This window comes from Shewanella colwelliana ATCC 39565, assembly GCF_000518705.1.
Lineage (GTDB): Bacteria > Pseudomonadota > Gammaproteobacteria > Enterobacterales > Shewanellaceae > Shewanella > Shewanella colwelliana.
On record NZ_KI912483.1, the window covers coordinates 51,286 to 74,676 of the forward strand.

The 23,391-nt window shown below is 44.0% G+C and carries 21 protein-coding genes; 19 read left to right on the forward strand and 2 right to left on the reverse strand.

Annotated features, from left to right (window positions below; all coding sequences use genetic code 11):
- Positions 1–144 precede the first annotated feature (144 nt).
- The 11 genes from L876_RS0120650 to L876_RS0120695 all read left to right on the forward strand — a co-directional run bounded on the left by L876_RS0120650 (position 145) and on the right by L876_RS0120695 (position 14,246).
- The gene (locus L876_RS0120650; RefSeq protein WP_028765533.1) at positions 145–1,353 is read left to right on the forward strand and encodes a porin; all 1,209 of its coding nucleotides are present in this window, start codon (positions 145–147) and stop codon (positions 1,351–1,353) included.
- Between the two features lie 415 nt (positions 1,354–1,768).
- The gene (locus tag L876_RS23120; RefSeq protein ID WP_248674692.1) at positions 1,769–3,232 is read left to right on the forward strand and encodes a TonB-dependent receptor; all 1,464 of its coding nucleotides are present in this window, start codon (positions 1,769–1,771) and stop codon (positions 3,230–3,232) included.
- 12 nt (positions 3,233–3,244) lie between these two features.
- On the forward strand, positions 3,245–4,579 hold the full coding sequence (locus L876_RS23125; RefSeq protein WP_248674695.1) for a TonB-dependent receptor domain-containing protein: 1,335 nt from the start codon (positions 3,245–3,247) through the stop codon (positions 4,577–4,579).
- Between the two features lie 540 nt (positions 4,580–5,119).
- Positions 5,120–7,726 carry a TonB-dependent receptor gene (locus tag L876_RS0120660; protein ID WP_028765534.1) on the forward strand — a complete coding sequence of 869 codons (2,607 nt, stop codon included), beginning with the start codon at positions 5,120–5,122 and terminating at the stop codon, positions 7,724–7,726.
- 108 nt (positions 7,727–7,834) lie between these two features.
- The gene (locus L876_RS0120665) at positions 7,835–8,800 is read left to right on the forward strand and encodes a class I SAM-dependent methyltransferase (protein ID WP_028765535.1); all 966 of its coding nucleotides are present in this window, start codon (positions 7,835–7,837) and stop codon (positions 8,798–8,800) included.
- Between the two features lie 491 nt (positions 8,801–9,291).
- Positions 9,292–10,074 carry a DUF3450 domain-containing protein gene (locus L876_RS0120670; protein ID WP_028765536.1) on the forward strand — a complete coding sequence of 261 codons (783 nt, stop codon included), beginning with the start codon at positions 9,292–9,294 and terminating at the stop codon, positions 10,072–10,074.
- Positions 10,074–11,429 carry a MotA/TolQ/ExbB proton channel family protein gene (locus L876_RS0120675; RefSeq protein WP_028765537.1) on the forward strand — a complete coding sequence of 452 codons (1,356 nt, stop codon included), beginning with the start codon at positions 10,074–10,076 and terminating at the stop codon, positions 11,427–11,429. Before L876_RS0120670 ends, L876_RS0120675 begins: the two co-directional genes overlap by 1 nt.
- Complete coding sequence (locus tag L876_RS0120680) at positions 11,429–11,956, forward strand: MotA/TolQ/ExbB proton channel family protein (RefSeq protein WP_081730758.1); 528 nt, start codon at positions 11,429–11,431, stop codon at positions 11,954–11,956. Before L876_RS0120675 ends, L876_RS0120680 begins: the two co-directional genes overlap by 1 nt.
- Positions 11,957–11,969: 13 nt before the next feature.
- Positions 11,970–12,374 (forward strand): ExbD/TolR family protein, encoded by a 405-nt coding sequence (locus tag L876_RS0120685; RefSeq protein ID WP_028765539.1) that lies wholly within the window; start codon positions 11,970–11,972, stop codon positions 12,372–12,374.
- A gap of 1 nt (position 12,375) precedes the next feature.
- Positions 12,376–12,993, forward strand: coding sequence for an energy transducer TonB (locus L876_RS0120690; protein ID WP_028765540.1), 618 nt, complete (start codon positions 12,376–12,378; stop codon positions 12,991–12,993).
- A gap of 2 nt (positions 12,994–12,995) precedes the next feature.
- Positions 12,996–14,246: a tetratricopeptide repeat protein gene (locus L876_RS0120695; protein ID WP_028765541.1), complete on the forward strand. Its 1,251-nt coding sequence runs from the start codon at positions 12,996–12,998 to the stop codon at positions 14,244–14,246.
- 58 nt (positions 14,247–14,304) lie between these two features.
- Here L876_RS0120695 and L876_RS0120700 read toward each other — a convergent pair whose 3' ends face one another.
- Positions 14,305–14,820 (reverse strand): GGDEF domain-containing protein, encoded by a 516-nt coding sequence (locus L876_RS0120700; protein ID WP_028765542.1) that lies wholly within the window; start codon positions 14,818–14,820, stop codon positions 14,305–14,307.
- A gap of 79 nt (positions 14,821–14,899) precedes the next feature.
- Here L876_RS0120700 and L876_RS0120705 point away from each other — a divergent pair, with 79 nt between their 5' ends.
- From L876_RS0120705 to L876_RS22250, 7 genes are all read left to right on the forward strand, one after another.
- A complete protein-coding gene (locus L876_RS0120705) occupies positions 14,900–16,729 on the forward strand; it encodes a DUF885 domain-containing protein (RefSeq protein WP_028765543.1) in 1,830 nt (609 codons plus the stop codon).
- A 98-nt stretch (positions 16,730–16,827) separates the two neighbouring features.
- Positions 16,828–17,106: a peptidylprolyl isomerase gene (locus L876_RS0120710; RefSeq protein ID WP_028765544.1), complete on the forward strand. Its 279-nt coding sequence runs from the start codon at positions 16,828–16,830 to the stop codon at positions 17,104–17,106.
- 14 nt (positions 17,107–17,120) lie between these two features.
- Positions 17,121–17,657 (forward strand): GNAT family N-acetyltransferase, encoded by a 537-nt coding sequence (locus tag L876_RS0120715; protein ID WP_028765545.1) that lies wholly within the window; start codon positions 17,121–17,123, stop codon positions 17,655–17,657.
- 50 nt (positions 17,658–17,707) lie between these two features.
- Positions 17,708–17,941, forward strand: coding sequence for an RNA-binding S4 domain-containing protein (locus tag L876_RS0120720; RefSeq protein ID WP_028765546.1), 234 nt, complete (start codon positions 17,708–17,710; stop codon positions 17,939–17,941).
- Positions 17,942–17,963: 22 nt separating this feature from the next.
- A complete protein-coding gene (locus L876_RS0120725) occupies positions 17,964–18,350 on the forward strand; it encodes a ribonuclease E inhibitor RraB (RefSeq protein WP_028765547.1) in 387 nt (128 codons plus the stop codon).
- A gap of 101 nt (positions 18,351–18,451) precedes the next feature.
- Positions 18,452–18,943: a nuclease-related domain-containing protein gene (locus tag L876_RS23130; protein ID WP_248674697.1), complete on the forward strand. Its 492-nt coding sequence runs from the start codon at positions 18,452–18,454 to the stop codon at positions 18,941–18,943.
- On the forward strand, positions 18,910–20,421 hold the full coding sequence (locus L876_RS22250) for a serine/threonine-protein kinase (protein ID WP_248674699.1): 1,512 nt from the start codon (positions 18,910–18,912) through the stop codon (positions 20,419–20,421). Before L876_RS23130 ends, L876_RS22250 begins: the two co-directional genes overlap by 34 nt.
- Before the next feature lie 58 nt (positions 20,422–20,479).
- On the opposite strand, the gene gcvA is transcribed toward L876_RS22250, so the two are convergent.
- Positions 20,480–21,382 (reverse strand): transcriptional regulator GcvA, encoded by a 903-nt coding sequence (gene gcvA / locus L876_RS0120735; protein ID WP_028765548.1) that lies wholly within the window; start codon positions 21,380–21,382, stop codon positions 20,480–20,482.
- Between the two features lie 111 nt (positions 21,383–21,493).
- On the opposite strand from gcvA, the gene L876_RS0120740 reads away from it, so the two are divergent.
- Positions 21,494–22,273 carry a TSUP family transporter gene (locus L876_RS0120740; protein ID WP_028765549.1) on the forward strand — a complete coding sequence of 260 codons (780 nt, stop codon included), beginning with the start codon at positions 21,494–21,496 and terminating at the stop codon, positions 22,271–22,273.
- Positions 22,274–23,391: the final 1,118 nt, after the last annotated feature.

The window sequence follows — 23,391 nt, forward strand, 5'->3', positions numbered from 1 at the left end:
AACTGCACTTTTTGTGATATTCGTCTTTGAGGATTTGCTAATCTTTTGCTAGTCTCAATTTGAAATTGGAACGAAATAAAACGACGGAATGTGACAATAAAAAATATAGAGCAAACTGAACATAACACAAGGTTAGGCGATCACATGAAAAAGAGTTTACTAGCAACAGCATTAGCGGCTGTCATATTTGTACCTGCAGCATCAGCCATTGAAATCTACAAAGATGATAAAAATGCTGTTGAAATTGGCGGATTTATCGACGCCCGTGTGATTAACACTCAAGGCGAAACCGAAGTCGTTAACGGCGCATCGCGTATTAATTTCGGTTTTACTCGGGAAATGACCGACGGCTGGAAAGCCTTTACCAAGCTTGAATGGGGTGTTAACCCATTTGGTAACAGTGAAATTGTTTACAGCAGTGAAAGTAATTTTGAATCTCAAAGTGGTGATTTCCTTAATAACCGTTTGGGTTATGTTGGCCTTAGCCATGATACCTACGGAAGTTTGACCATTGGTAAGCAGTGGGGTGCATGGTATGACGTCGTGTACAACACCAACTATGGCTTTGTATGGGATGGTAACGCGGCAGGTGTTTACACTTACAACAAAGCAGATGGTGCCATCAATGGTGTAGGTCGTGGTGACAAAATCGTCCAATATCGTAATGGCTTTGGTGATGTGAGCTTTGCTGTGCAAGCGCAGCTAAAAAATAATAGTTTCTATACCTGTGAAAACCTTCCCGGACTTAGCACTGATTGCGAGGAACGTTGGAATAATAACGAAGAGTCACAAGAAGTCGATTATGGCTACACATATGGTGGTTCTGTAACTTATCAAGCTACTGATAAACTAGTCCTAACCGCAGGTGTTAACCGCGGAGAGTTCGATGTCAGTTTCCATACTGGTGAACAGATCACCGCTGTGGACTTAATTTACGGTGCTGGTGTGACTTGGGGTAACTTTGACGCTGATGGCTTCTATGGTGCAGCGAACTTCAACAAGAATGAAAACCACGATACCGATAACTTAGGTCGTTTGATCAAAGATTCTTACGGAATTGAGTCATTGTTCTCATACAAGTTTGAAAATGGTTTACGTCCATTTATCTCCTACAACCTTCTTGATGCTGGTAGCGATTATGTTATTCAACCAAATAACGTAGACCCTACTGATGTTTTCAAGCGTCAATTTGTTGTAGCGGGTTTACACTATGTTTGGGATGCCAACACAGTACTTTATATTGAAGGCCGTAAAGACTTTAGTGACTTTAGCAGTGCAGACCAAGAGCAAGAAGCGAGAATGTCTATCTCAGAAGAAGATGGTATAGCAATTGGTATTCGTTACACTTTGTAAGGCTTAAATCGATAAAAAATAGACAAAAAAGCGCTTCATATATGAAGCGCTTTTTTTGTGCCTTTCGCTCTTAAATATCACCTTTAACATAAATACAACACGCTGTTACTGCTTTTTGCTATTTGTAAGCAGAATCGGTATGTGTTGCATTTTGTGTCACCCTGTAAATGTTAGTTTATTTTGTTTTTATACAGCGGCTTACATATTTTTCTGGATGGGTTTACGCCCATTTTTCGATAATTTTTAGCTGTTTGATGGGTATGCCTCAAATTAGATCTGTTACTTTTGTTGGTTGCTTGTTGCGCTTGTGTTTATTTCTGTTGCGAATGTTGGCAATTAATACGATGCCAATTGTTCCAACTAAGCCAGATGGCTTTGCATAAATATAAAAGACATTGAAGTCTAGGAGAATGACATGCAACAGAATCGCAGCTTTTTAGGTGCCTCAATAAAGTTAGCTTTATTAGGTGCAGCGACAACCATGACCTTGGCCGCCCCACAAGCAATGGCGGCCGATGATGACACGGTAGAAAGAATCGAAGTCACAGGTTCTCGAATTAAACGTACCGATATGGAGACGACAGTACCGATTACTACGCTAACTCGAGAAGATATTGCGCAAACGGGTGCGATAAACGTCGCGGACATTCTCAACTCATCGCCGGTATCAATCGCCGCATCGGATCAATCTAATAGTGCGTTTTCAACCACGACAGTAGGCCTTAATACGACCGCGCTGCGTAATTTAGGACAGTCACGTACCTTGGTATTGGTTAATGGCCGTCGCTTTGTATCGGGTGTCGACCCATCCACGGGTTATGCGGTGGATTTGAATGCAATTCCGACATCAATGATTGAACGTATTGATATCTTGAAAAGCGCTTCGTCAGCTGTATATGGCTCGGATGCCGTTGCTGGTGTGGTAAACATCATTACACGTAGTGATTTTGATGGCGTGGAAATTAGTGCGCAGGCTGGTGTCGCGGGAGAGGGCGATCGAAAGACTAAGACAATTAGTATTACATCAGGTAAAGATTGGTCAGGCGGTAATGCTTGGGTTTCATTAGGTTATGACGATGATGATGGCATCAAAGCGACCGATCGTGATTTCTCAAGCCAAGATTTGGCGGTCTATTTAGATGATGATGGAAATGAGTACATCGATGCCCTCTATTCATCATACCCGCCTCAAGGACGCGTCAATGGTTATAACGCAGATGGCACGCCATTTACCGCTGATGGTCGATTTAATCGTGCATCATATCGCCAGCTAGTTACCCCGTTAGAGCGTAAGTATGCGGCAGCGGGTTTAACACAAGAGATCAATGACGATGTGTCATTCTTTACTGAGATTAACTGGAACACGACTAAAACCAAAGACTCTACTATTGAACCGACACCACTTGATGTGGTGAATGATATTTGGCTGCAGGACCGTAACGGTAGTGGAGGGATGAGCATCAATTCGCCTTTGGTACCTGATGCGTTGCGCAATGCTCTCGCTGCAGATGGTATTTCAAACTTAAATGAAACCACCTTTGTTAGACGATTAGTTGAGTTTGGCGCGCGTTCTACCGATTTAGAGCGCGATACGGTTCGTATCGCGACTGGGGTGGATTGGCAGATAAATGATGAATGGGCCAACCAAACGTATTTAACTTGGGGTCGTACCGATCAGTTCCAAGAAAATGGCGGCCAGATGAATATTGAGCGTGCGGCTTTAGCGCTAGATGTTATGGATGATGGCAATGGCAACTTAGTTTGTGTTAATGAAGATGCGCGTTTGCAAGGTTGTGTGCCGCTAAACCTGTTTGGTGAAGGCACTGTGTCTCAAGACGCTGTTGACTATGTACGCGCCCCCGCTAAGGCAACGGGGTAAGCAGAGCAGTTTGTGATTGGAAGTACCGTGACAGGCGAGCTGCCTTGGGAGCTTTCTGGTGGTAATGTTGGTATGGCATTTGGGCTAGAATATCGTGAGGAGCGCGGTTCATACAGTCCTGGTGATTTAGCACAAACGGGAGCGTCATCGACCAATAAGTCGGAACCAACCAATGGTAAATTGGACTCTAAAGATATCTACGCAGAAGCCATATTTCCCATCTTAGATTCATTAGAATTAGATTTAGCAGCGCGTTATGCCGACCATTCTATTACTGGTGGTGATGTCACGTGGAATGCAGGTATAGAATTTACCCCACTAGATACATTAAAGTTTAGAGCATCGGCTGCAACGGCTATCCGCACGCCAAATATTTCTGATTTATATGGTGGTAGAGGGGAAACATTTGCGACGGTGGCAGATCCCTGTAATGGCATTGATGCGAGCACATCTGGACAAGTGGCTGACAACTGTCGTTCTATCCAGTCGATTAATGACAGGATTACTGATCAAGGTGTGTTTGAACTCACCCAGACAGAAGCACAAGGAACAGGTGGTACCACTGGTGGTAATGCTGATGTCAAAGCCGAAACCGCAGATACATGGAGTGCCGGCGTAATTTGGCAGGTGATGGACGATCTCTCTATCACGCTTGATTACTATGATATTGCAGTAAAAGATGCCATCTCGACCACAAGTAGAACAACAGTATTGAATCGTTGTTTTGATGTGGCATCGAGTGACTTCTCTGCGAACTGTAATGGTGCAGCCATTCGTGATCAGAACGGCGCATTAATTGAGGTGCATTCAGGTACGTCTAATGAAAACAATATCGACACCTCCGGCTTTGATACAGAAATTAACTACACCGTTGATCTCGGTCCGGGTAGCTTCCGAGCACAATTGATTTGGAACTACACCAATGAGTACGTAATAACCGGTATTGAAGATGGTGATGCTGTTGATTATGTTGGTGAAGTGCTCTATCCAGAACATCGTGCTAACTTAAACCTCTCTTACTTGATTGATGATTTCAACCTTGCATGGCGTATGCGTTACTGGCATTCAGTGGTTGACTCTGTCAACGAAGAGAACTTCAACTTTACCACAGGTGAGCCACTCACCACGTACAATGAGATTGATGCAGTGGTTTACCATGACATCAATGCCCGCTATAACTTTAGCGAGAATTTTGAAGCGTCAGTGGGTGTTAGAAACCTATTCGATAAAGAGCCGCCAATTCTTCCTCAAGGCACTAACTCTGGAGGGACGGGGATTAATACCGCATCTGAAGCTTATGATGTAACGGGTCGATACTTCTATGCAGGTGTCAACGTAAGGTTCTAACCGTTTATTTATGATAAATAAAACGCCAACATTGATATGTTGGCGTTTTTGTAATCTATTCTTTACAAAAATAGAGTTTTACGTCTTTGGCAATCGCCCCACCACAGTGACCTTAAACAGTCTTTCCACTTTATATCAGCCTCTATCAAACTCTTTTAATTCTAACAAGCTCTCAGTGCATTCCACTCCACCCCCCATTTACTTTAGCATCTGGTTATCTATTTTGGGGGCGTAAAGTAAGCTTATTTCTTGTTTTTTAGACTTTTTCCTTTCTCCCGCTAAGGTCTTATGGGCGCTTTTTACACGTGGGTTATTTAAGAAGAACTGCCGGGAAGAGATCTATTTTTTATGCATAAATGAGAGGTTAGCCTACAAATTAACCGTTCATTCCATAAATCTGTGAAAATAATGAGACGAATGTTGATTAAATGTTTCACATGTGGTTCTATTTGTTTGCGAATGTGCACAAGTGTAACAACAGATGTTGATTTGTGTTTACTTTCACACAAAAATAAAAAATAAAGTCCAGGGAGAAACAACATGTATAAGAACAGCTTATTAGCTAATTCAGTGCGTTTCGCACTAGTTAGTGGTGCAGCTATGACTGCTTTTACTGCTCCAGCAGTATTCGCAGCAGATGAAGAGTCTGCAGAAAAAGTTGAACGTATTGAAGTTACTGGTTCACGTATTAAGCGTAGCGATCTAGAAGGTGCTTCACCTGTAACAACGATCACTGCAGACGACATGAAAGTTGAAGGTAACTTTACTGTAGCTGATGCGCTACGTAACAGTAACTTAAACTCATTCGGTTCATTCTCTGAGCGTTCAGGTAGCTCAGCACAGTCTCAAGCAACTATCGATCTACGTGGTGCTGGCTCAAGCCGTACTCTAGTTCTTATTGATGGTAAGCGTTTCCCAGGCTCACCAACACTAGGTGGCGCTTCAGCTAACCTTAACGCTATCCCAATGGCGGCTGTTGAGCGTATTGAAATTCTAACTGACGGTGCATCTTCTACCTACGGTTCTGACGCGATTGCTGGTGTTGTTAACATCATCATGAAAAAGAACTTCCAAGGTATCGAATTCAACGTTGGTGGCGGTTCACGTGACCGTGACGGCGGACTAACAAGTAAAGAGTTCTCAGTCGTTGCTGGTTACGAAATGGATAAGGGTAACATTACCTTTGCATTTGACCACCAGGACCGTAAAGGTATTGCTGATGGCGACCGTGCATTTACAGCACCTTGGATGCGTGACCTAGACGGTGACGGTACAATTCAAGCGTATAACGAGACTGATGGCTGGTCTATCTACGGTGCAACGGTTGCAGCACCTGACTTCTCTACAACACAAGCTTCACCATTGTGTGATGACTTAGCTGCAGAATACGGTGACAATGTATTTAAGACTGTTGCTGCTGATACTGATTGGGGTCCAGGTTCAACTTACTGTATGTATGCATACGGTAATGTGTCTTATAACAAGGCATCTGTTGACCGTAACACTGTTTATGTTGATGCAAACTATGAAATCGCTGAAGATGTTGAGTGGTTTGGTCGCATCATGTTTACTCAGAACAACTCATTTGGTCGTTATGCGCCGCCAGCTGCTGCTTGGAATAACATGGCTGCTGACAACCCACATAACCCATACGGCGAAGAAACTAAAGGTTACTTCCGTTGGGTTGGTATCGGAACACGTGATGGTAGCGTAGATGATTATAACCAAGATTACCTAACTGGTCTTCGCGGTTCTATCAGTGCATGGAATGATGCAACGTGGGAATTCTACTACCACTACAACAAAGCTGATAACAAGTCTATCGGTGAGTACTACTTAAGCTATTCAGGTCTTGCTTACAACGAAGCTAACGGAATCGATCTTGGTTCTGAAGCTGGTGTAAACAACATGAAAGCAACGACTCTTACTCAAGATTCAGCCACTTTCCACCAGTACAATGCAGGTATCGGTTTCGATGCATTTGAACTACCAGGTGGTACTGTTGCTCATTACTTCGGTATGGAATACTTCGAGCAAGATTTCGCTTCAGTATATGATGCGCAATCAGAAGCTGGTTTAGTTGGTGGTAGCGCAGGTAACTCTGCTGGTGGTGACCGTCAAGTATGGGCAGCTTTCTATGAAGCAGCATTACCAATTATCGATTCTGTAGAAGTTAACGTAGCGGCTCGTTTCGATGATTACAGCGACTTTGGTACAAACGTAGCGCCTAAGGTTTCTGTTCGCTGGCAAGCACTTGAAAATATCGTAGTTCGTGCGTCTTACTCTGAAGCGTTCCGCGCTCCAGCACTAGATCAGCTATATGCTGCGACTACATTCAGTGCCGATACCGGTACCGATTACCCATACTGTAAGTCTAATAATATTTCTGATTGTTCGAGCAAGCAGTACGATACCTATATTCGTGCTAACAGTGACCTAGGACCTGAAACTTCAGAGTACATTAACTTCGGTGTGGCATGGGATGTTGTTGATAACTTCGGTATCAAGGTTGACTACTTCGACCTAAACATCGACAACGTGATCAGCCGTCGTTCAATCACTAACGTGATGGACGGTATCGCTTCTGGTGACCTAGCAACTACAGAAACTTTCTATGTAAACCGTGCTCCAGGAACTGGTGGCGCGCTAGGTAAAGCTCTTGAAATTGGTACTGGTTACGGTAACGGTGACAAGATGCAAATTACTGGTATCGACGTTGGCCTAAACGGTAACATCGAAACAGGTATCGGTGATTTCTCTATGAACTGGATGAACAGCTTCGTATTGGATTACATCGTGGAAGTAGAAGGTGGTGCTGACGCCATCAATACTGCAGGCTGGAACGGTCAACCTGACTACAAGTCTAACTTCACAACTACTTACTCAATGGGTGACCATCGTGTATCTTGGAACGTGAACTACACTGCATCAACTTATGAAGTTAAGGATGAAGGTAAGTTAGACGATTGGTTAATCCACAACTTAAGCTACACGTATGATGCGGGTTCATATGGTTCTATCATGGTAGGTGTTAACAACCTAACTGACGAAGATCCAGTACTATCTTCAGATGGTAAGTATGAAAATGCTGACCTATACAACAACTACGGTCGTGAATACCGTGCGAGCTACACTCTTAAGTTCTAAGAGCTAGTTAAACGTTGATATAGAAATAGTGTAAGAAAAAGGCCCTTTATAGGGCCTTTTTTTATGGTGTATTATCAAGCATCAAAACAATAACTAAATGGTGGCGTGATGAGTTCGCATTGGGATGAGTATTGGCAGCAAGGGCATTTAACTTCTTTTGGTGATAGTTTTAAGGGTAATTATTCTGGCGTATTGAGTACCCTATGGAATACAGAGTTCGCTAAGTTAAAGCCAAACTTTAAGGTATTAGATGTTGCTACGGGAAATGGTGCACTGCCACTGCTAATCAATCAGTTTTTTCGTGACCAACAAATAGGCGGGCATGTTGATGGTGTTGATTTAGCACAGATCGCTACAGATTTATCAACTCAACAGCTGAATGATGAAGTAACTGTCTCACTGATCTCGAATATTAATGGTAACGAGTTGCCATTCGAGAAGGGCCAATATGATTTGGTCATGTCTCAATTTGGTATCGAATATTCTGATCTTTCACGCTCTATTCCTGAAGCGCTAAGAGTATTGAAAACCGGTGGCAGGTTTTGCGTCGTTACTCATCACAGCCGTTCAATGATCATTAATAGAAATCGAGACATTTTGGCATTAATTAATGATAGCGCCGTGGATAATGTATTTAGCATCATCACAGCACTCGTTAAAAGAATGGGGAATATGAGCAATGGTGATGATCTAAAACGTATCAAAATTGATCCTGAAGCCGAGCGTTTAAGAGGAGAGTTAAATACGGAAATTAATACTTTGGCAAAACTCAATGAAGCGGCTTTAAAAGATTGTGAGTTACTCAATTACGTTGCCACACTGTTTCAGCAAGGTCTATTCTGGTCGGTTGACAAAAAGCTGACTTACATCGAGTTTGCATCAGGTCAAATAGCTTCGTTGAAAGAGCGCCTCGGAGAACTCGTTAACGCGGCACTTTCTGAACAAAAAGTAGCAGACATATTAGCGTCATTATCAGACGCAGCGCTAGAATGCATCGACACTATTTGTGATGACGAAGGTAAGATATTGGCTTGGAAGATAACCTTGATTAAGCTTTCTGAGTCGTCATGTTAAACACCTAATGATTGGCCTGCATTTGCCTAATTTAGACAGGACGAAGTGGTTAACGGTTTACATATTAGTGACATCTACAAGTTTTTAATGACAATTAGGTTGCGCGTTTGTTAAATCTTGTGGTGTTTTGTGTTAATGATTAAAGTCTTTGTTTATTAATGGTTTAGTGGTTTAGTCGTTCTAATTTGATAACAAGGTTCGTTGTGAAGTAATTACCAACTTGTCTGAAAAAGCACCTCTTATACGATTTTCGACTCCTAATCGCTTTTTCTACTAGTTTTAGCGCTCCCCAAATGTTGACACAGGTCAACATTTTGTGAAATGATGCCAGCGGGTCTACACCCTGAGGGGTGTGGAAAAGGGAAGATAATAACTAACAATCACAAGAGAAATGCACACTTATAGCTGAGGAATTCTTGCAAGATAAGCAGAAACCCGGTGTTGCTATTAAGTTAAACCTTTTATTTTTCACTTCAAATTGGTTGGGAACTATGTCCAAGGTAAGCAATAGAACTAAAATCGCTACAGCGCTCGTAGGCGCGCTGGCCTTAGCAGGCAGTAACTTAGTGGTTGCAGATCCACTTTCAGAAGTACAGAAAGCGGATACTAAGATTCACACAGATGCAGCAGCATCTCAAAAGAAAGTCGATAAGTATTACGACCAAGCGCAAGATATGGCGTTTGAATATGGTCAAGTTGCTGACACGCGTGAGTCAACTAAGTCATACAATGATTACGTTGCTGGTTTGGTCGCAGACCAAGAAGCAACAATGAAACTTATTCAAGATGACATCAACGGCGTTGACAAGCTTCGTCAAGGCGTTGTGCCACTTATGTTCAAGATGGTTGATGCACTGGAGCAATTCATTGCACTTGATCTACCATTTAATCTAGATGCTCGTGAAGCGCGTGTTAAACGTCTACGTGAAACCCTAGATACCGCTAACGTAACTTTGGCTGAAAAATACCGTCTTATCTTAGATGCATATAACATCGAGCGTGAATATGGCTCTAAGTTGAATGTTGAAACGGGTAAGCTGCAATTAGATAGCAAAGAGATCCTTGTTGACTTCATCAACTTCGGTCGCGTTGGCTTCTACGCACAAAGCCTAGACCAAAAGTCTGCATGGATGTTTAATCCAGAGACTAAAGCATGGGACAAGCTAGAAGATAGCTACCTACGTAACATTACTAAAGCAATTCGCCAAGCTCGTGGCCAAGGTGCTCCAGATATGTTCGCGTTACCAATCCCTGCTGCGGAGGCTGCACAATAATGAAAAAGTTAATCTCTACAGCAATCGTTGCTGCAAGTTTATCATTAACAGCTGGTATGGTTAGTGCGGCTGACGCACCTAAAAACATCGATCAGCTACTTAAGCAAGTACAAACTGACCGTGCTAACGCTGCTAAAGTAAACAAGAAGCGTGAAGCTGAGTTCCAAGCGGAACGTGGCGACAAAGCAGCACTACTTAAGCGTGAAAAATCTGCTCTTGCTGCTGAAGAACAGCGTGGCAAAGACCTTTCACAAGCTTTCGCTGACAACGAGCGTAAAATTGCTCAGTTAGAAGAAGACCGTAAAATTGCACAAGGTGACTTGGGTGAGATGTTCGGTGTTGTTAAAGGTGAAGCGGGTGATTTCGCTGGCAAGCTAGTGTCTTCAAACGTTAGTGCTCAGTTCCCTGGTCGTGACGCGTTTATCGCTGAACTTGGTGCTCGTAAAGAGCTACCAAAGATCGAAGAGCTAGAAAAGTTCTGGGAAGAGCAGCTATTTGAAATGGCTGAGTCTGGTAAAGTTGTAACTTTCGATGCTTCAGTAACGGGTATCGACGGTAACGTAAACAACACTAAAGTAACTCGTGTTGGTGCTTACAACCTGCTTGCTGATGGTCAATACGTTGTATACAACGCAGATTTAGGCCTGATTCAGCAGCTTTCACAGCAGCCTGGCGGCGAGCAAGTATCTAGCGTTAAGGCTTTCGAAGGCCAAACGTCAGGTATTCATAAGCTGTTTGTTGACCCTGCGCGTGGTGTACTACTAAACGTATTCACTCAAAAAGCTACAATCGAAGAGCGTATTGAAGCGGGTGGAACCATCGGTTACATCATTATCGCACTACTCGCTCTTGGTGCACTTATCTCTATCGAGCGTCTTATCACGCTATATGTTGTTGGTGCTAAAGTTAACGCACAGCGCAAAGATATTGAGAACCCAGGTGACAACCCACTTGGCCGTGTATTAAAAGCCTATCAAGACAACAAAGATGTAGATGTTGAAACGTTAGAGCTGAAACTTGACGAAGCCATTCTGAAAGAAACACCAGCACTTGAAACACGCATCTCAATTATCAAGGTTCTTGCGGCTATCGCACCTATGATGGGTCTTCTGGGTACGGTTACAGGTATGATTGCAACCTTCCAAAGCATTCAGTTGTTCGGTACGGGTGATCCTAAGCTAATGGCTGGTGGTATCTCTATGGCACTTATGACGACTGTACAGGGTCTAGTTGCTGCACTACCGTTAATGCTGATGCATGCAATCGTTATTGCACGCAGCAAGTCAGTTGTTCAAATCCTTGAAGAGCAAAGTGCTGGTATTGTAGCTTCGCACGCTGAGAAGAGGAACGCCTAATGATGCTATACCTGATGGACATCTGGGATTCCGTCAGGGGCTTCATGGCCTCCGGAGGCGACGTCCTTTGGTTGGTTGCGGCAGTGCTATTCCTAATGTGGGTGTTAATGCTTGAGCGTTTTTGGTATCTCAATTTAATTGCGCCAAAAGAGCATCAAGGCATTATCACTGCATGGAGTGAAAGAGAGGACTCTACCTCTTGGCACGCACACCGTATCCGTGAAGCTTGGGTATCCCAAGCGAAACAAGATATGAATGCTCGTATGCTGATTATCAAAACCTTAGTAGCAATCTGTCCTATGATAGGTCTACTAGGTACCGTAACCGGTATGATACAGGTATTCGATGTGATGGCAGTTCATGGGACGAGTAACGCTCGTATGATGGCAGCTGGTATTTCAATGGCAACCATGCCGACAATGGCGGGAATGGTCGCTGCGTTATCGGGAGTATTCTTTAGTACTCGCCTAGACGCAAAGATGAAGATCAGTATGGAAAAGCTAAAAGATAGCCTGCCACACCACTAGAGAGAGATTGAACATGGCACGTAAAAAGCATTCAAGTATAGAAGAAGAAGCACAAATTGATATGACACCGATGCTCGACATCGTGTTTATCATGTTGATCTTCTTTATCGTAACAACGTCGTTCATTAAGCCATCTGGTCTTGACTATAACAAGCCAGAAGCTTCTCAAGCGACAACTCAGAAGTCTGCAAACATCTTTATCGGTGTAAGCAAGACAGGCGTAATTAAGATGGAAAACCGTCAGGTTGACATCGAGCGTGTAACGGCAAACGTAGAACGTATGTTAGCTGAATCACCTGAAGCGGCTGTATTGATTGAAGCAGATAAAGAAGCTGAACATGGCCTAGTAGTTAAGGTTATGGACAACGTGAAGAAAGCAGGTATCAATAAGATTTCGGTATCAGCGGGGAAAGACTAATATGCTGAGAGGAATAGTATCATTATTAGTTGGTGGTGCTGTTACTTTTGCCCTGTTTGTTTTCATGGCCTTCTTGGTCAGTGGCGGCGCCAAGCGCGCCGACACTGCAACTGATTCTCCAGTAATTGAGATCAGTATGGATAAACAGGATACAAAAGTGCAGGACAAGCCTAGGGTAAAGCCTAAGCCACCTACACCGCCTGAGCAGCCACCTTTGCCTGATACGCCGCCACCAGATAGCTCATCTGACATCGACACTAACATGTCGTTTAACATGAGTGGTGTGGTAGCTGGCGGAGCAAGTACTGGCTTCAAGCTTGGTAACATGATGACACGTGATGGTGACGCAACACCTATCGTTCGTATTGAGCCTCAGTATCCAATTGCTGCAGCTCGTGATGGTAAAGAAGGTTGGGTACAACTTAGCTTTACGATTAACGAACTTGGTGGTGTTGAAGACGTTCAAGTTATCAAAGCAGAACCAAAGCGTGTTTTCGATAAAGAAGCGAAACGTGCGCTTAAAAAGTGGAAGTACAAGCCAAAGATTGTTGACGGTAAAGCCCTTAAACAACCAGGCATGACAGTACAACTCGACTTTAAACTAGATGGAGGCAAATAATGATGCAAAAAGTTAATACTCTTGCAGCAGCTCTTTTGCTTACTATCGGTGGTAGTCTAGTGACTGCGCCAATGGCGTACGCTGCGGCAGAAAAGTGCCCAATTGACAAGCGCCAATCTAAAGCGGTTGGGCAAAGCTCTGCAAAGAAAGTACAAAAATCTTTTGAAGCATATCAAGAAGGCAATATTGACGGTGCTATCGCCATTTTGCTTGAAGCTGATCCCCGTGATGCATTTGATAAGGCGTACATTGCCCGTATGTTGGGTAACTTTTACGCTGAAAAGAATCAGATGGGTACTGCAATTAAGTATCTTAAGACTGCAGTAGATGCTGATATTCTTGGTGGTACCGATCACGGTGCAACCTTGCGCTTATACGCCGACTTGTTGATTCAAGAGAAAAAGTTCAAAGAATCAATTCCTTACTACTATGAGTGGATGAAGTTTACCTGTAAAGAAGATGCACAAGTGTATCGTCGTATCGGTATTGCTTATTCTGAACTTAAAGAGTGGGACAAAGTTCTGCAAGTTGTCGATAAAGGTCTTTCTGTTAGTACTAAACCTGACAAAGGTTTGTACCAGATGAAGCTAACCGCTTATTTCAATAAGAAAGATTATAAGAATGCCGTTAAAGTACTCGAGACTATGGTGCCATTGTTCCAACAAGATGGTCGCCTGTGGGTACAGTTAGCGCAGTTCTATTTGATGACTGAAAGCTATGATAAATCGTTAGCAACTTATGATTTAGCTTATAAGAATGGATTTTTAGAGACGGCGGGTAACATTACTCGTTTATCTCAGCTTTTAGCACAAAATGGTTCGCCATACCGTGCAGCTAAAATCTATGAAAAGCATATGAAAAGCGGCCTAATCAAAGAAGACGAGAAAACGCTCTCTATTCTTGGTGGTTTCTATCATAACGCTAAAGAGTTAAAGGAAGCGGCGAGTTATTACGGTAAAGCAGCTGCAGTCAATAATGACGGTAAGCTTTACTTAAAGCAGGCACGTCTACTCACTTTGCAAGAAAAGCATAAGGATGCGATTCCTGTGCTTAAGAAAGCGCTTGCTGCTGGTGACGTGAGTAAAGGTGAAGTTGAGTTCGAATTGGCTCTCGCTTATCTTGGTACCAAGCAATACAAAGCAGCGTATAACGCTTGCTTGAAAGCTGCCAAGGATGAGAAAACTAAGCGTACTGCAAATAGCTACCTAGCATATATTAAAGAAAAGGCACGTATTTATAACGTAGCACTTTAAATTTAATTGCTAAAAAAGCCCCTTGATAGGGGCTTTTTTTATGCCGAATTTTGAGTGGTTATTGCAGGGTAAGGCTGCGAACTTGCACATGCTTATCTTTAAGCAACTCTAATTCACTACTGAGTAGCTTTACATCTTCAAACAGGTTTTCAATATTGAGCTCGTTGACTGGTTGGCATACACAAGCGGCAAGTTCATAGTCGATATGGCTGGCATGCTTGCGTCGATACTCAAGATTAAACTCCTCGATTTTTTGCTCTATGCGAGCGATAACCGTTTGGGTGCCGACTTCGTCAATGTTAAATAGTCCAAGGGCGAAGTTATCTTGATTGAGTCTTGCAACCATATCGGTTGTGCGTAGTATCGCTTCTTGCACCTGTTTCATAAACAATTCAAGTAAATGAGGTTGCTTAACTGTTTCATGTATGTGTGGGCAAAGATACAATAGGGCTAAACTCTGGTTGTCTCTGATATGCCGATGCCATTCGCGATTAAAGACCTCCATAAAATAGGTTTGGTTATAGACGCCAGTTTCGGGGTCTCTAAACCCCGAGTTACGAAATGAATAGATCATTGGCTAGTTCCTCTCATGCACCTATTGATAAGTATAGAAAACAACAAGCAATTGAACAGAATATGAAGGATATAAAATAATGAACAAAACCTTTATCGCGCTATCTGTCGCTGCAGGCCTAGCGTTAGCGGGTTGTAGTGAAGCACCACAAAACTCCACGGAAACGCAAACTAGCGCGAAAACATCTGTAGAAACAGGTGTTACGCAAACTGCTGAACAGGCTTACCTAGCCCTAGTTGAACGCTACTTTCAAGATACGCTTAAGCTAGAACCTATTTATGCCACGTTTGTAGGTGTCAACGATTATAACGATCAGTTCGGCGGCTCACTGACCGAAGATTATTTAAAGCAGCGTCATGATCTAAATACGCGCTACCTAAAGGCTGTAAAAGCGATTGACCGTCAAGCGCTACCAGCAGCATTACAGCTTAGCTATGACATGTTCACTTATGACAGAAACGTCGCGCTGACCTCAGAGACCTTCCCTGAACACTTTATGCCAATGAATCAGTTTTACAGCACGGTCATTAGCATGGTTCAGCTCGGTAGTGGCGAAAGCGCCCAACCGTTCAATACCGTTGAAGACTACAATAATTGGTTGTCGCGTTTAACCGGTTTTATTGAGTGGACTAAGCTAGCGCAAATTCGAATGGATGAAGGGATTGCAAGCAAGGTTGTACTGCCGCGCGTTTTGGTTGAACGTATTATTCCTCAACTTGAGGCACAATTAGTGACATCGCCGCAGGAAAGCTTGTTCTATGCACCAATCAATAATCTACCCGATGATTTTAGTGATGCAGATAAACAAGCGGTTACCGACGCCTACAGCAAATTGATTGCAGAGCAGCTGTTACCAGCACTGACTCAACTAAAGCACTATTTCGAACAAACCTATCTACCCGTGGCGCGAGCAAGTGACGGTTGGTGGGGGCTCCCTAACGGTAAAGTGTGGTATCAGCATTTAGCCAACTCGCACACGACGACAACAATGCCTGTGGATGAGATCCATCTGGTGGGCTTGTCTGAAGTTGCACGTATTTTGGCTGAAATGGACAAGGTTCGTCAGCAAGTCGGCTTCGAAGGTGATTTAAGCGCCTTTTTTGCATCACTTTCTTCAGAGCCGCAGTATTTCTTTGACGAACGTCAGGGGCTTATTGATGGTTATATGACGTTGAAAGATAAGATTAATGCCGAGTTACCTAAATACTTCAATGTGATGCCTAAAGCAGATTACGTGGTTAAGCCGGTAGAAAGCTTCCGAGAGCAGTCTGCTGCAGGCGCGTCTTACGAGTCGCCAGCGGTTGATGGGTCACGTCCTGGGGTGTTTTATATCAACACCTACAACCTTAAAGCACAACCTAAGTGGGGCATGACCACCTTGTCTCTGCATGAGGCTGCACCAGGTCATCACTTCCAAATTGCTATCAAGCAAGAGCTTACTGGCGTGCCAGAATTTCAGCGCTTTGGTGGATATACGGCATTTGAAGAGGGTTGGGCGCTGTACGCTGAATATCTAGGAATCGAAATGGGCCTATTTAATGACCCGTATCAATACTTCGGTAAACTGTCAGACGAAATGCTCCGTGCCATGCGTCTAGTGGTCGACACCGGTCTGCATGCCAAAGGGTGGAGTCGTGAACAAGCGATTCAATACATGAAAGATAATTCGCCAATGGCAGAATCTGACATTGTTGCTGAAGTCGAACGTTATATGGCGATTCCGGGACAGGCTTTGTCGTATAAAGTGGGCCAGTTGAAGATCTTATCACTGCGTGCAGAAGCGGAAGCGGCCCTTGGTGATAAGTTTGATCTGAAAGGGTTCCATGACCAAATATTAACCTCTGGTTCATTGCCTATGGCGGTGATGGAGCGAAAAATCCATCAGTGGATCGCAGCGCAGAAAGCTTAAGGGATAAAACCTTGTTTTAACGCTTTTTAAACCCAGCAAATGTTTTATACTTGCTGGGTTTTATTTTTATCTATTTTCGGGAAGTTTAGGAGCGCAAAATGGTACAAGCAACAGCACGTCACTTATTAGTTAGCAGCGAAGAGCAGTGTGAACAATTGAAGCAGCAGATCCTTGAAGGTGCAGATTTTGGCGAAGTCGCTAAGGCAAACTCTTCTTGCCCATCTGGTGCTCAAGGTGGTGACCTAGGTTCTTTTGGCCCAGGTATGATGGTACGTGAATTTGACGAAGTGGTATTTAGTGCGCCACTTAATGAAGTACAAGGTCCTGTAAAAACTCAGTTTGGTTATCACTTACTTGAAGTGACCAGCCGCGGTTAATGCTGGACACTGCAATGCTTGAACTCTATACCGACAGGTTAAAAATCCGATCATTGCAGCGGGCGGATTGGCAGGTTTTCTTGTCAATCCACCAAGATCTTGAGCTTAATCAATTTGTAAGACGGCCGGACAGTATCCAGGCTATCAGTGATAAGTTTGAAGCGCGGTTATTACCGTGGTTATTTGACTCTGGTGATTGGTTAACCCTCACTATCGAAGAGATAGACACAGGTAACATTATCGGCTTTACTGGGCTTTATGCCAGCAACGTCGATTTAGGGCACGCAGAGGTTGGCTATATGCTTAGTCAGGCGGGTCAAGGTCAAGGTTATGCGACTGAGAGCTTAGCGGCAGTGATTGACTGGGCTAGCTTGTCTCATCAAGTGTATAAGTTTATTGGTTTGTGTGCCACGGAAAATCGAGCATCGGTTCGGGTGCTAGAAAAATGTGGTTTTCAGCTTGAAGGGGTGTTACGTCACAATTACAGAATCGATGACCGCTGGATTGATGATTGTTGTTTTGGCTTATTAACCCATGAACGTGCACTCTAGCGTATCAGTGTTATAATCGCGTCGATCTCATTTTGAAAAGGTACACTAGTGTGACTACAGCATCACAAACCCTTGCATTGTTGCCAGGTGAAGAGTTTATTGAGCTCTATAAAGTATTAAAAGTACAATCCATGACTGGTGGTGGTGGCGAAGCGAAATTCGTTATCAGTGAAGGTATGGTGACCGTAGACGGTGAAGTTGAAACGCGTAAACGTAAAAAAGTGATCGCTGGGCAAGTGGTGAGCTTTAATGACGAAAGCGTGACCATTGTTGCGGCAGACTAGTTTCTAAATATTGGAGTTTACAATGCAATTTCCAGATGATGACAATGGCAAAATGCTAGCGGCAATGGCCGATGCTGGTATTGATTTAACGAAAGCGCTTGATGTTGATTTCTTCCTCGTCTTTGATGATCAACGAGACGCTGAGTCTGCGGCCGAAGAGTTAACCAAATCAGAGCTTGAAGGCGAGATGGAGTTGCATCTCAACGATGATGTGGGCAAATGGGAACTCATCGTGTGTGTCAACATGGTGCCTGACTACAACGCCATTGTTGAACAAGAAGTTGAGCTCAATAGCTTTGCCGCCGAGTTTGGCGGTGCCACAGATGGATGGGGCGTAATGCAACATCAAGAGGGCGATGACGAATTTGCCGATGATGAGCACGAGTGCAGCGACGATTGTAAACACTAATGCGATATTGAATAAAAAAGGCCACTAGTATTAGTGGCTTTTTTATACTTCAAATTCAGCATTTATCAGATGTATAGCAATTGCCACTAAGGGAGAAAAGAATGGCAAAGCAGATAAGTTTTGGTACCCCAGTTAATGATGCTGAGCGTTGGGCATTTTCAATGCTAGCCGACGAGCTGCCCGAGAATTACATCTTATTGACCAATGTTGAAATTCCCACTAAATCGGGCCAAGCCATGGAAGTTGATGCCTTAGTGATAGGTGAGTGGGGCGTGTATGTGGTCGATGTAAAAGGTTATATCGGTCGTCTCGATGCGGGTCTACATGCATGGTCGCTAGATGGTCGTCAAGTTGATAACAGTTTAGCCAAAGCTAACTATGTCGCGCGCGTTTTGGCGGGTAATGTCAAGCATAAGGTACCTGTAGGCGTTTATGCACCGTGGTGCCAAGGCATGGTATTTGTTACGGGTCGCAAAGGCGAAGAGATTGAGCTTGAAAAGCAGCAAGGCTCGTTAAGTATCTATACGCCAACTCAAATCGTCCAGGCGTTAACAAAAGAGTGGGGCTCACTGCACCGCACAAACATTTGGTAACGGATGAACAGAAAGAGATGGTGCTTAAGACCATTGGGCAAGTGGCATTGGTTGAGCAGCGCAACAGTAAGATTCAAGATTTCATCAAGCTAAAATGCCTGTTTATTCAGTCTGGGCTAGAAGTGTGGCAGTCTGAATACAATCCCGGAGGCTGGACTGCACCTTGGCTGCTTAAAATACTCGTGCCGACTCAGTTTGAAAACAGCGATGAGTCGAGCCATTTTGAGCAGCGACTGCGGGACGAATTTAAGCGTTTGCAGGCCCTGTCGGGTTGCAGTGGCGTTCCACATTGTGCGCCTTTAATACAAGATGGTGAGCAGTTAGTGCTTCCTATCCGTATGCCCCTTGGTGTGCCGCTAAATGTGCTTGAACATGAAAACCTCAGCACTTATCAATTACTGGAGATATTGCGCCGCTCAGTGTCGGGATTGCAACAGATCCACCGCCGTGGCTATACCGTTGGTGGGTGGACTAGCAATTGCGTGTTTATCTCAGATCAGGGTGACGTTGAGTTTATTGACATTAAAGATAATCTGAACACTAGCGAAGATATTCTGGCTTATGCGGCTAGCTTCTTAACCTTGGCAGAACAAACCAAACAGCCGCGTGTTTATCAGTGGTATCGATTGGCAGCAACGGGAGCGACGACGGACCTTGATGCATTGCGTTGTGATATTTCAGCATTAATTGATAATGGTGTCTGTGACACCTTGCCAGAGCGCATAGCGATACAAACTGGGGCGATTGTTGATCATCACTACCGCCTAGAAACCTTTATCGCAGCGACCGAGCACAGTCAATTCTGGCGCGCTCGCCATCTACAGGGACATTATCAGTGTGGTCTATCAATTTATGACAAAGTGGACACCGACTGGTTACTGCTCAGCAATCTCTACCGTAGCCTATCTAAAGTCTATCATCCGCATATTGAAAAAGTGTTGGCCTTTGGTCAGCTGCCACAAAGTGATGAACTCTTTATTGCCAGAGCTTGGGAATATGGCGAGTCATTACAGGAGTTAAATGAGATCCAGTTAGGTCAGCCAGTCATGTGGTTCACACAGCTGTTATCAGCGCTACAGTATATGCATCAGATGGAGATCTATCATGGTGCTATCTGTCCAATGAACATCATCTGCAACAAACATAAAGCGATTTTAGTGAACTTTGGTATTGGACTGGATATCGCAACTAGCCATTATGCTAGTCGGTATGCGGATCCACAGATGTGGGCTGCCGAAGGAGATGCTGAAAAAGATTTATACGGTTTAGTCGCGAGCTTTATTGCCACATTGACACCCATTAAACTGCAGGGCGACGGTGGACAAGCAGGCATTATCAGTGCATTGCATGCGTTTGATAAAACATGGTTTGGCGAAAAAACCTTCGACACCTGTTTGAAGGTGCTTAACTTTGAGTTTGATGCCGATGCGGGCCAATCTTACCTTGAGGCTTTTGACGTCGCCGACAAACTTATCTAGGCCTAAATAGCGCCAATGCTCCAGCAAGGGGTATTGGCTTTTATTTGCTTTAGCCCATTCATCTTGATGAGCTGCTACGATAAGGCTTGAGAATCTCTAATATCCAATCAATAAACGCCGCTGACTTTTCAGGTAGATGCGTTGCTTGTGGTGTCAATACATAGTAGGCGTAAGGGCTGGTAAAACCCGCTGAAAATGGGATCACTAAGCTGCCGTTATTGAGTTCTTGTTCAATAAAAAAGCGCGGAATAAGTGCTACGCCCATTCCGCTCACGGCCGCCTGACTGAGCATGTAAAAATGCTCCATACCAAATTTCTTCGATGTGGTGAGTGTTACGCCGACTTTTTCTGCCCAATAAGGCCACAATTCGGGGCGTGTCGTGTGCTTGAGTAGTGTCATGTTATTAATATCTGACGGCTGAGTTAATTGGCTGGCTAGCTGAGGCGCACAAACTAAGCAGAGATCTTCATCCATCAGTTTAATCACATTACACCCTTTTGGTGTGCTCGTTGCACTGCGGATGGCAATATCATAATGCTGCTGACTAAAATCGACCTGGAAGTCGCCAATAGACAGGTCGACATACAGCTGTGGTGCTCGTCGTTTAAAGGCTTCGAGTCTTGGGATCAGCCAGTTAATCGTTAGGCTGGGTAACACGTTGACTGATAACGCTTGATGCCGAGAGGCACGCAGGGTTATCTCATCTGTTGCTTGGTCAATCGTGTGCAAAGCGGTGCTGATATGCAGCAGATAACGCTGTCCCGTTTCAGTTAATGCCAGCTGCCGATGTTGCCGCACAAATAGCGACGTGCCTAAATAGGACTCAAGGGCTTTTATCTGTTTGCTGACAGCCCCGTGAGTGACATAAAGTTCAGTTGCAGCTTTGGTAAAACTTAAATTTCGCGCTGCAGATTCAAAATACTTAAGGGTATTTAGTGGTGGAAGCTGTTTAAGTGTCATGGTTTTAGTGTGAGAAATTGTCACATAACAAAGACAATAACTCCTTTGCTTTATCTGTGTAAACCACGTTTAATAGCGCCACTCTTAATTTCGTTAAAGCCAATCACTAAAATGTCGTTTGAATTAACCTATGAACTTATCGCTATTTTGTTTGTTGTGGCTATGGTGGCAGGCTGTATCGATGCTATCGCTGGTGGTGGCGGGCTGTTAACCATTCCCGCATTGATGTGGGCAGGGCTGCCACCAACAGCAGCACTGGCGACCAACAAATTACAGGCCTGCGGCGGTAGTTTTTTTGCCAGCGCTTATTTTGTGCGTAAAGGCATGGTTAAGTTAGGCCAAATGAAACTGGCCATCGCATGCGCTTTTATAGGCTCAGCGCTGGGGACGATTAGTGTGCAGCTGATTGATGCCTCGGTACTTGAATCCGTATTGCCATTTTTGATGCTGTTGATTGGTGGCTACTTTTTGTTCTCTAAAAAAATTAGTGAAGAGGATAAGCACCAGATACTTACGCCAACGGTTTTTGGTTTTACCGCCGCATTAGGGGTTGGTTTCTACGATGGGTTCTTTGGCCCTGGGACGGGTAGTTTCTTTGCGTTGGCCTTTGTATCGCTAGCGGGATTTGGCTTAGCAAAGGCTACGGCACACGCTAAGGTGCTTAACTTTTCTACTAATATCGCCTCACTAATCTTCTTTGCGCTCGGCGGTAAAGTGTTTTGGTTACTTGGCGGCATCATGTTGATTGGCCAAGCTCTTGGTGCAACCTTAGGTTCGCGCATGGTGATGACAAAAGGCAGTAAAATTATTAAGCCGTTAGTGGTCACTATGTCGATAGCCATGAGCGTCAAGTTACTCTCAAATCAGTACGACCTGTTATTTTGGCTCTAGCCGAGTGGCTGCCTTCGAATCAAGGGTGATTACATTTTCTGTTTTAGCCTCTAGTTAGTTTGGTATTTACTGGTGTCCTTGAAGATAATACCTTCATTATTGTTTACTGCCTCCAGGTGGGTATGTGCAGTGATTTCAGTGACACGACATGAGTATATCCCCATAGTCTCGTCCGTGATGTCTATCTCACAGACGGTGACAGAGGGTCACAGATGGTCACAGACGGTCACAGACCCAGCTACACCTGTTTTTTCTATTCAATGTGGCTTCATTGCAGGAGTTCCGTAACTCACTTTTGCCCCAAAACTTGTTAGCCTTCGAATAAAGGCTGGTTACATTTTCTCTTTTGGTTCATTGTTATTGGGGGGGTGCGTGAAGGTCATACCTTTATCGCCATCTAACGCCTGCCCGGCGAGGGATGTGCAGATACGCCTGTGAGACGCCGTGAATAAGTCCCTTTAGGCTCTGCGAAACATCCCTGTTTCGGAAGCTCACCGGCGTATCTACACTCGGTATCTCAACGTCTCTTCGATTTGGCGGATGTCGGAAGGGGGAATAAAAAACTGACTTGATTTTGCCTCAAAATGACTTAACACGTTGTCGGTGGATCAGTACCTAATGGGCTTTCTGGCCTAGACATTTTCATCGCGACACCAGCGAGATGTAATTCACTACTTCCCAACCAAAAACTGAATAACTATACAGTCATATTCAAATCATCAGGATTTTGAACGATTTTCATCCTGAATTTGTGTGCGTTTTCTCATGTTGATTTAAATAAATAGCATTAGAATTAATCGCTTATGCTATTCGTTAAGTAGATAATAGGTTTGGAAAACGCGCATGCGCGTTTTTCCAGATGGTATATTTAGCAAAATGCTGATAAGTTCATTGTATACAGATAGTTAACTGTGCGCGTTTTCACTGGTCCAACGAGGTAAACGCGCATGCGCACTAATAAAATGTTCTTGACCTGCGGTAGACGATTTTTAGCAAAAAAGAAGTGATATTTAAGTCTAGCCGAAGGACTAGATAGAGCCAAACGCGATGGAAGAAACGCCTAATTTATGATAGCTTGAAGGCACTTGCTAAGGCTCGTAAAGCGAAGCTTTTAAAGA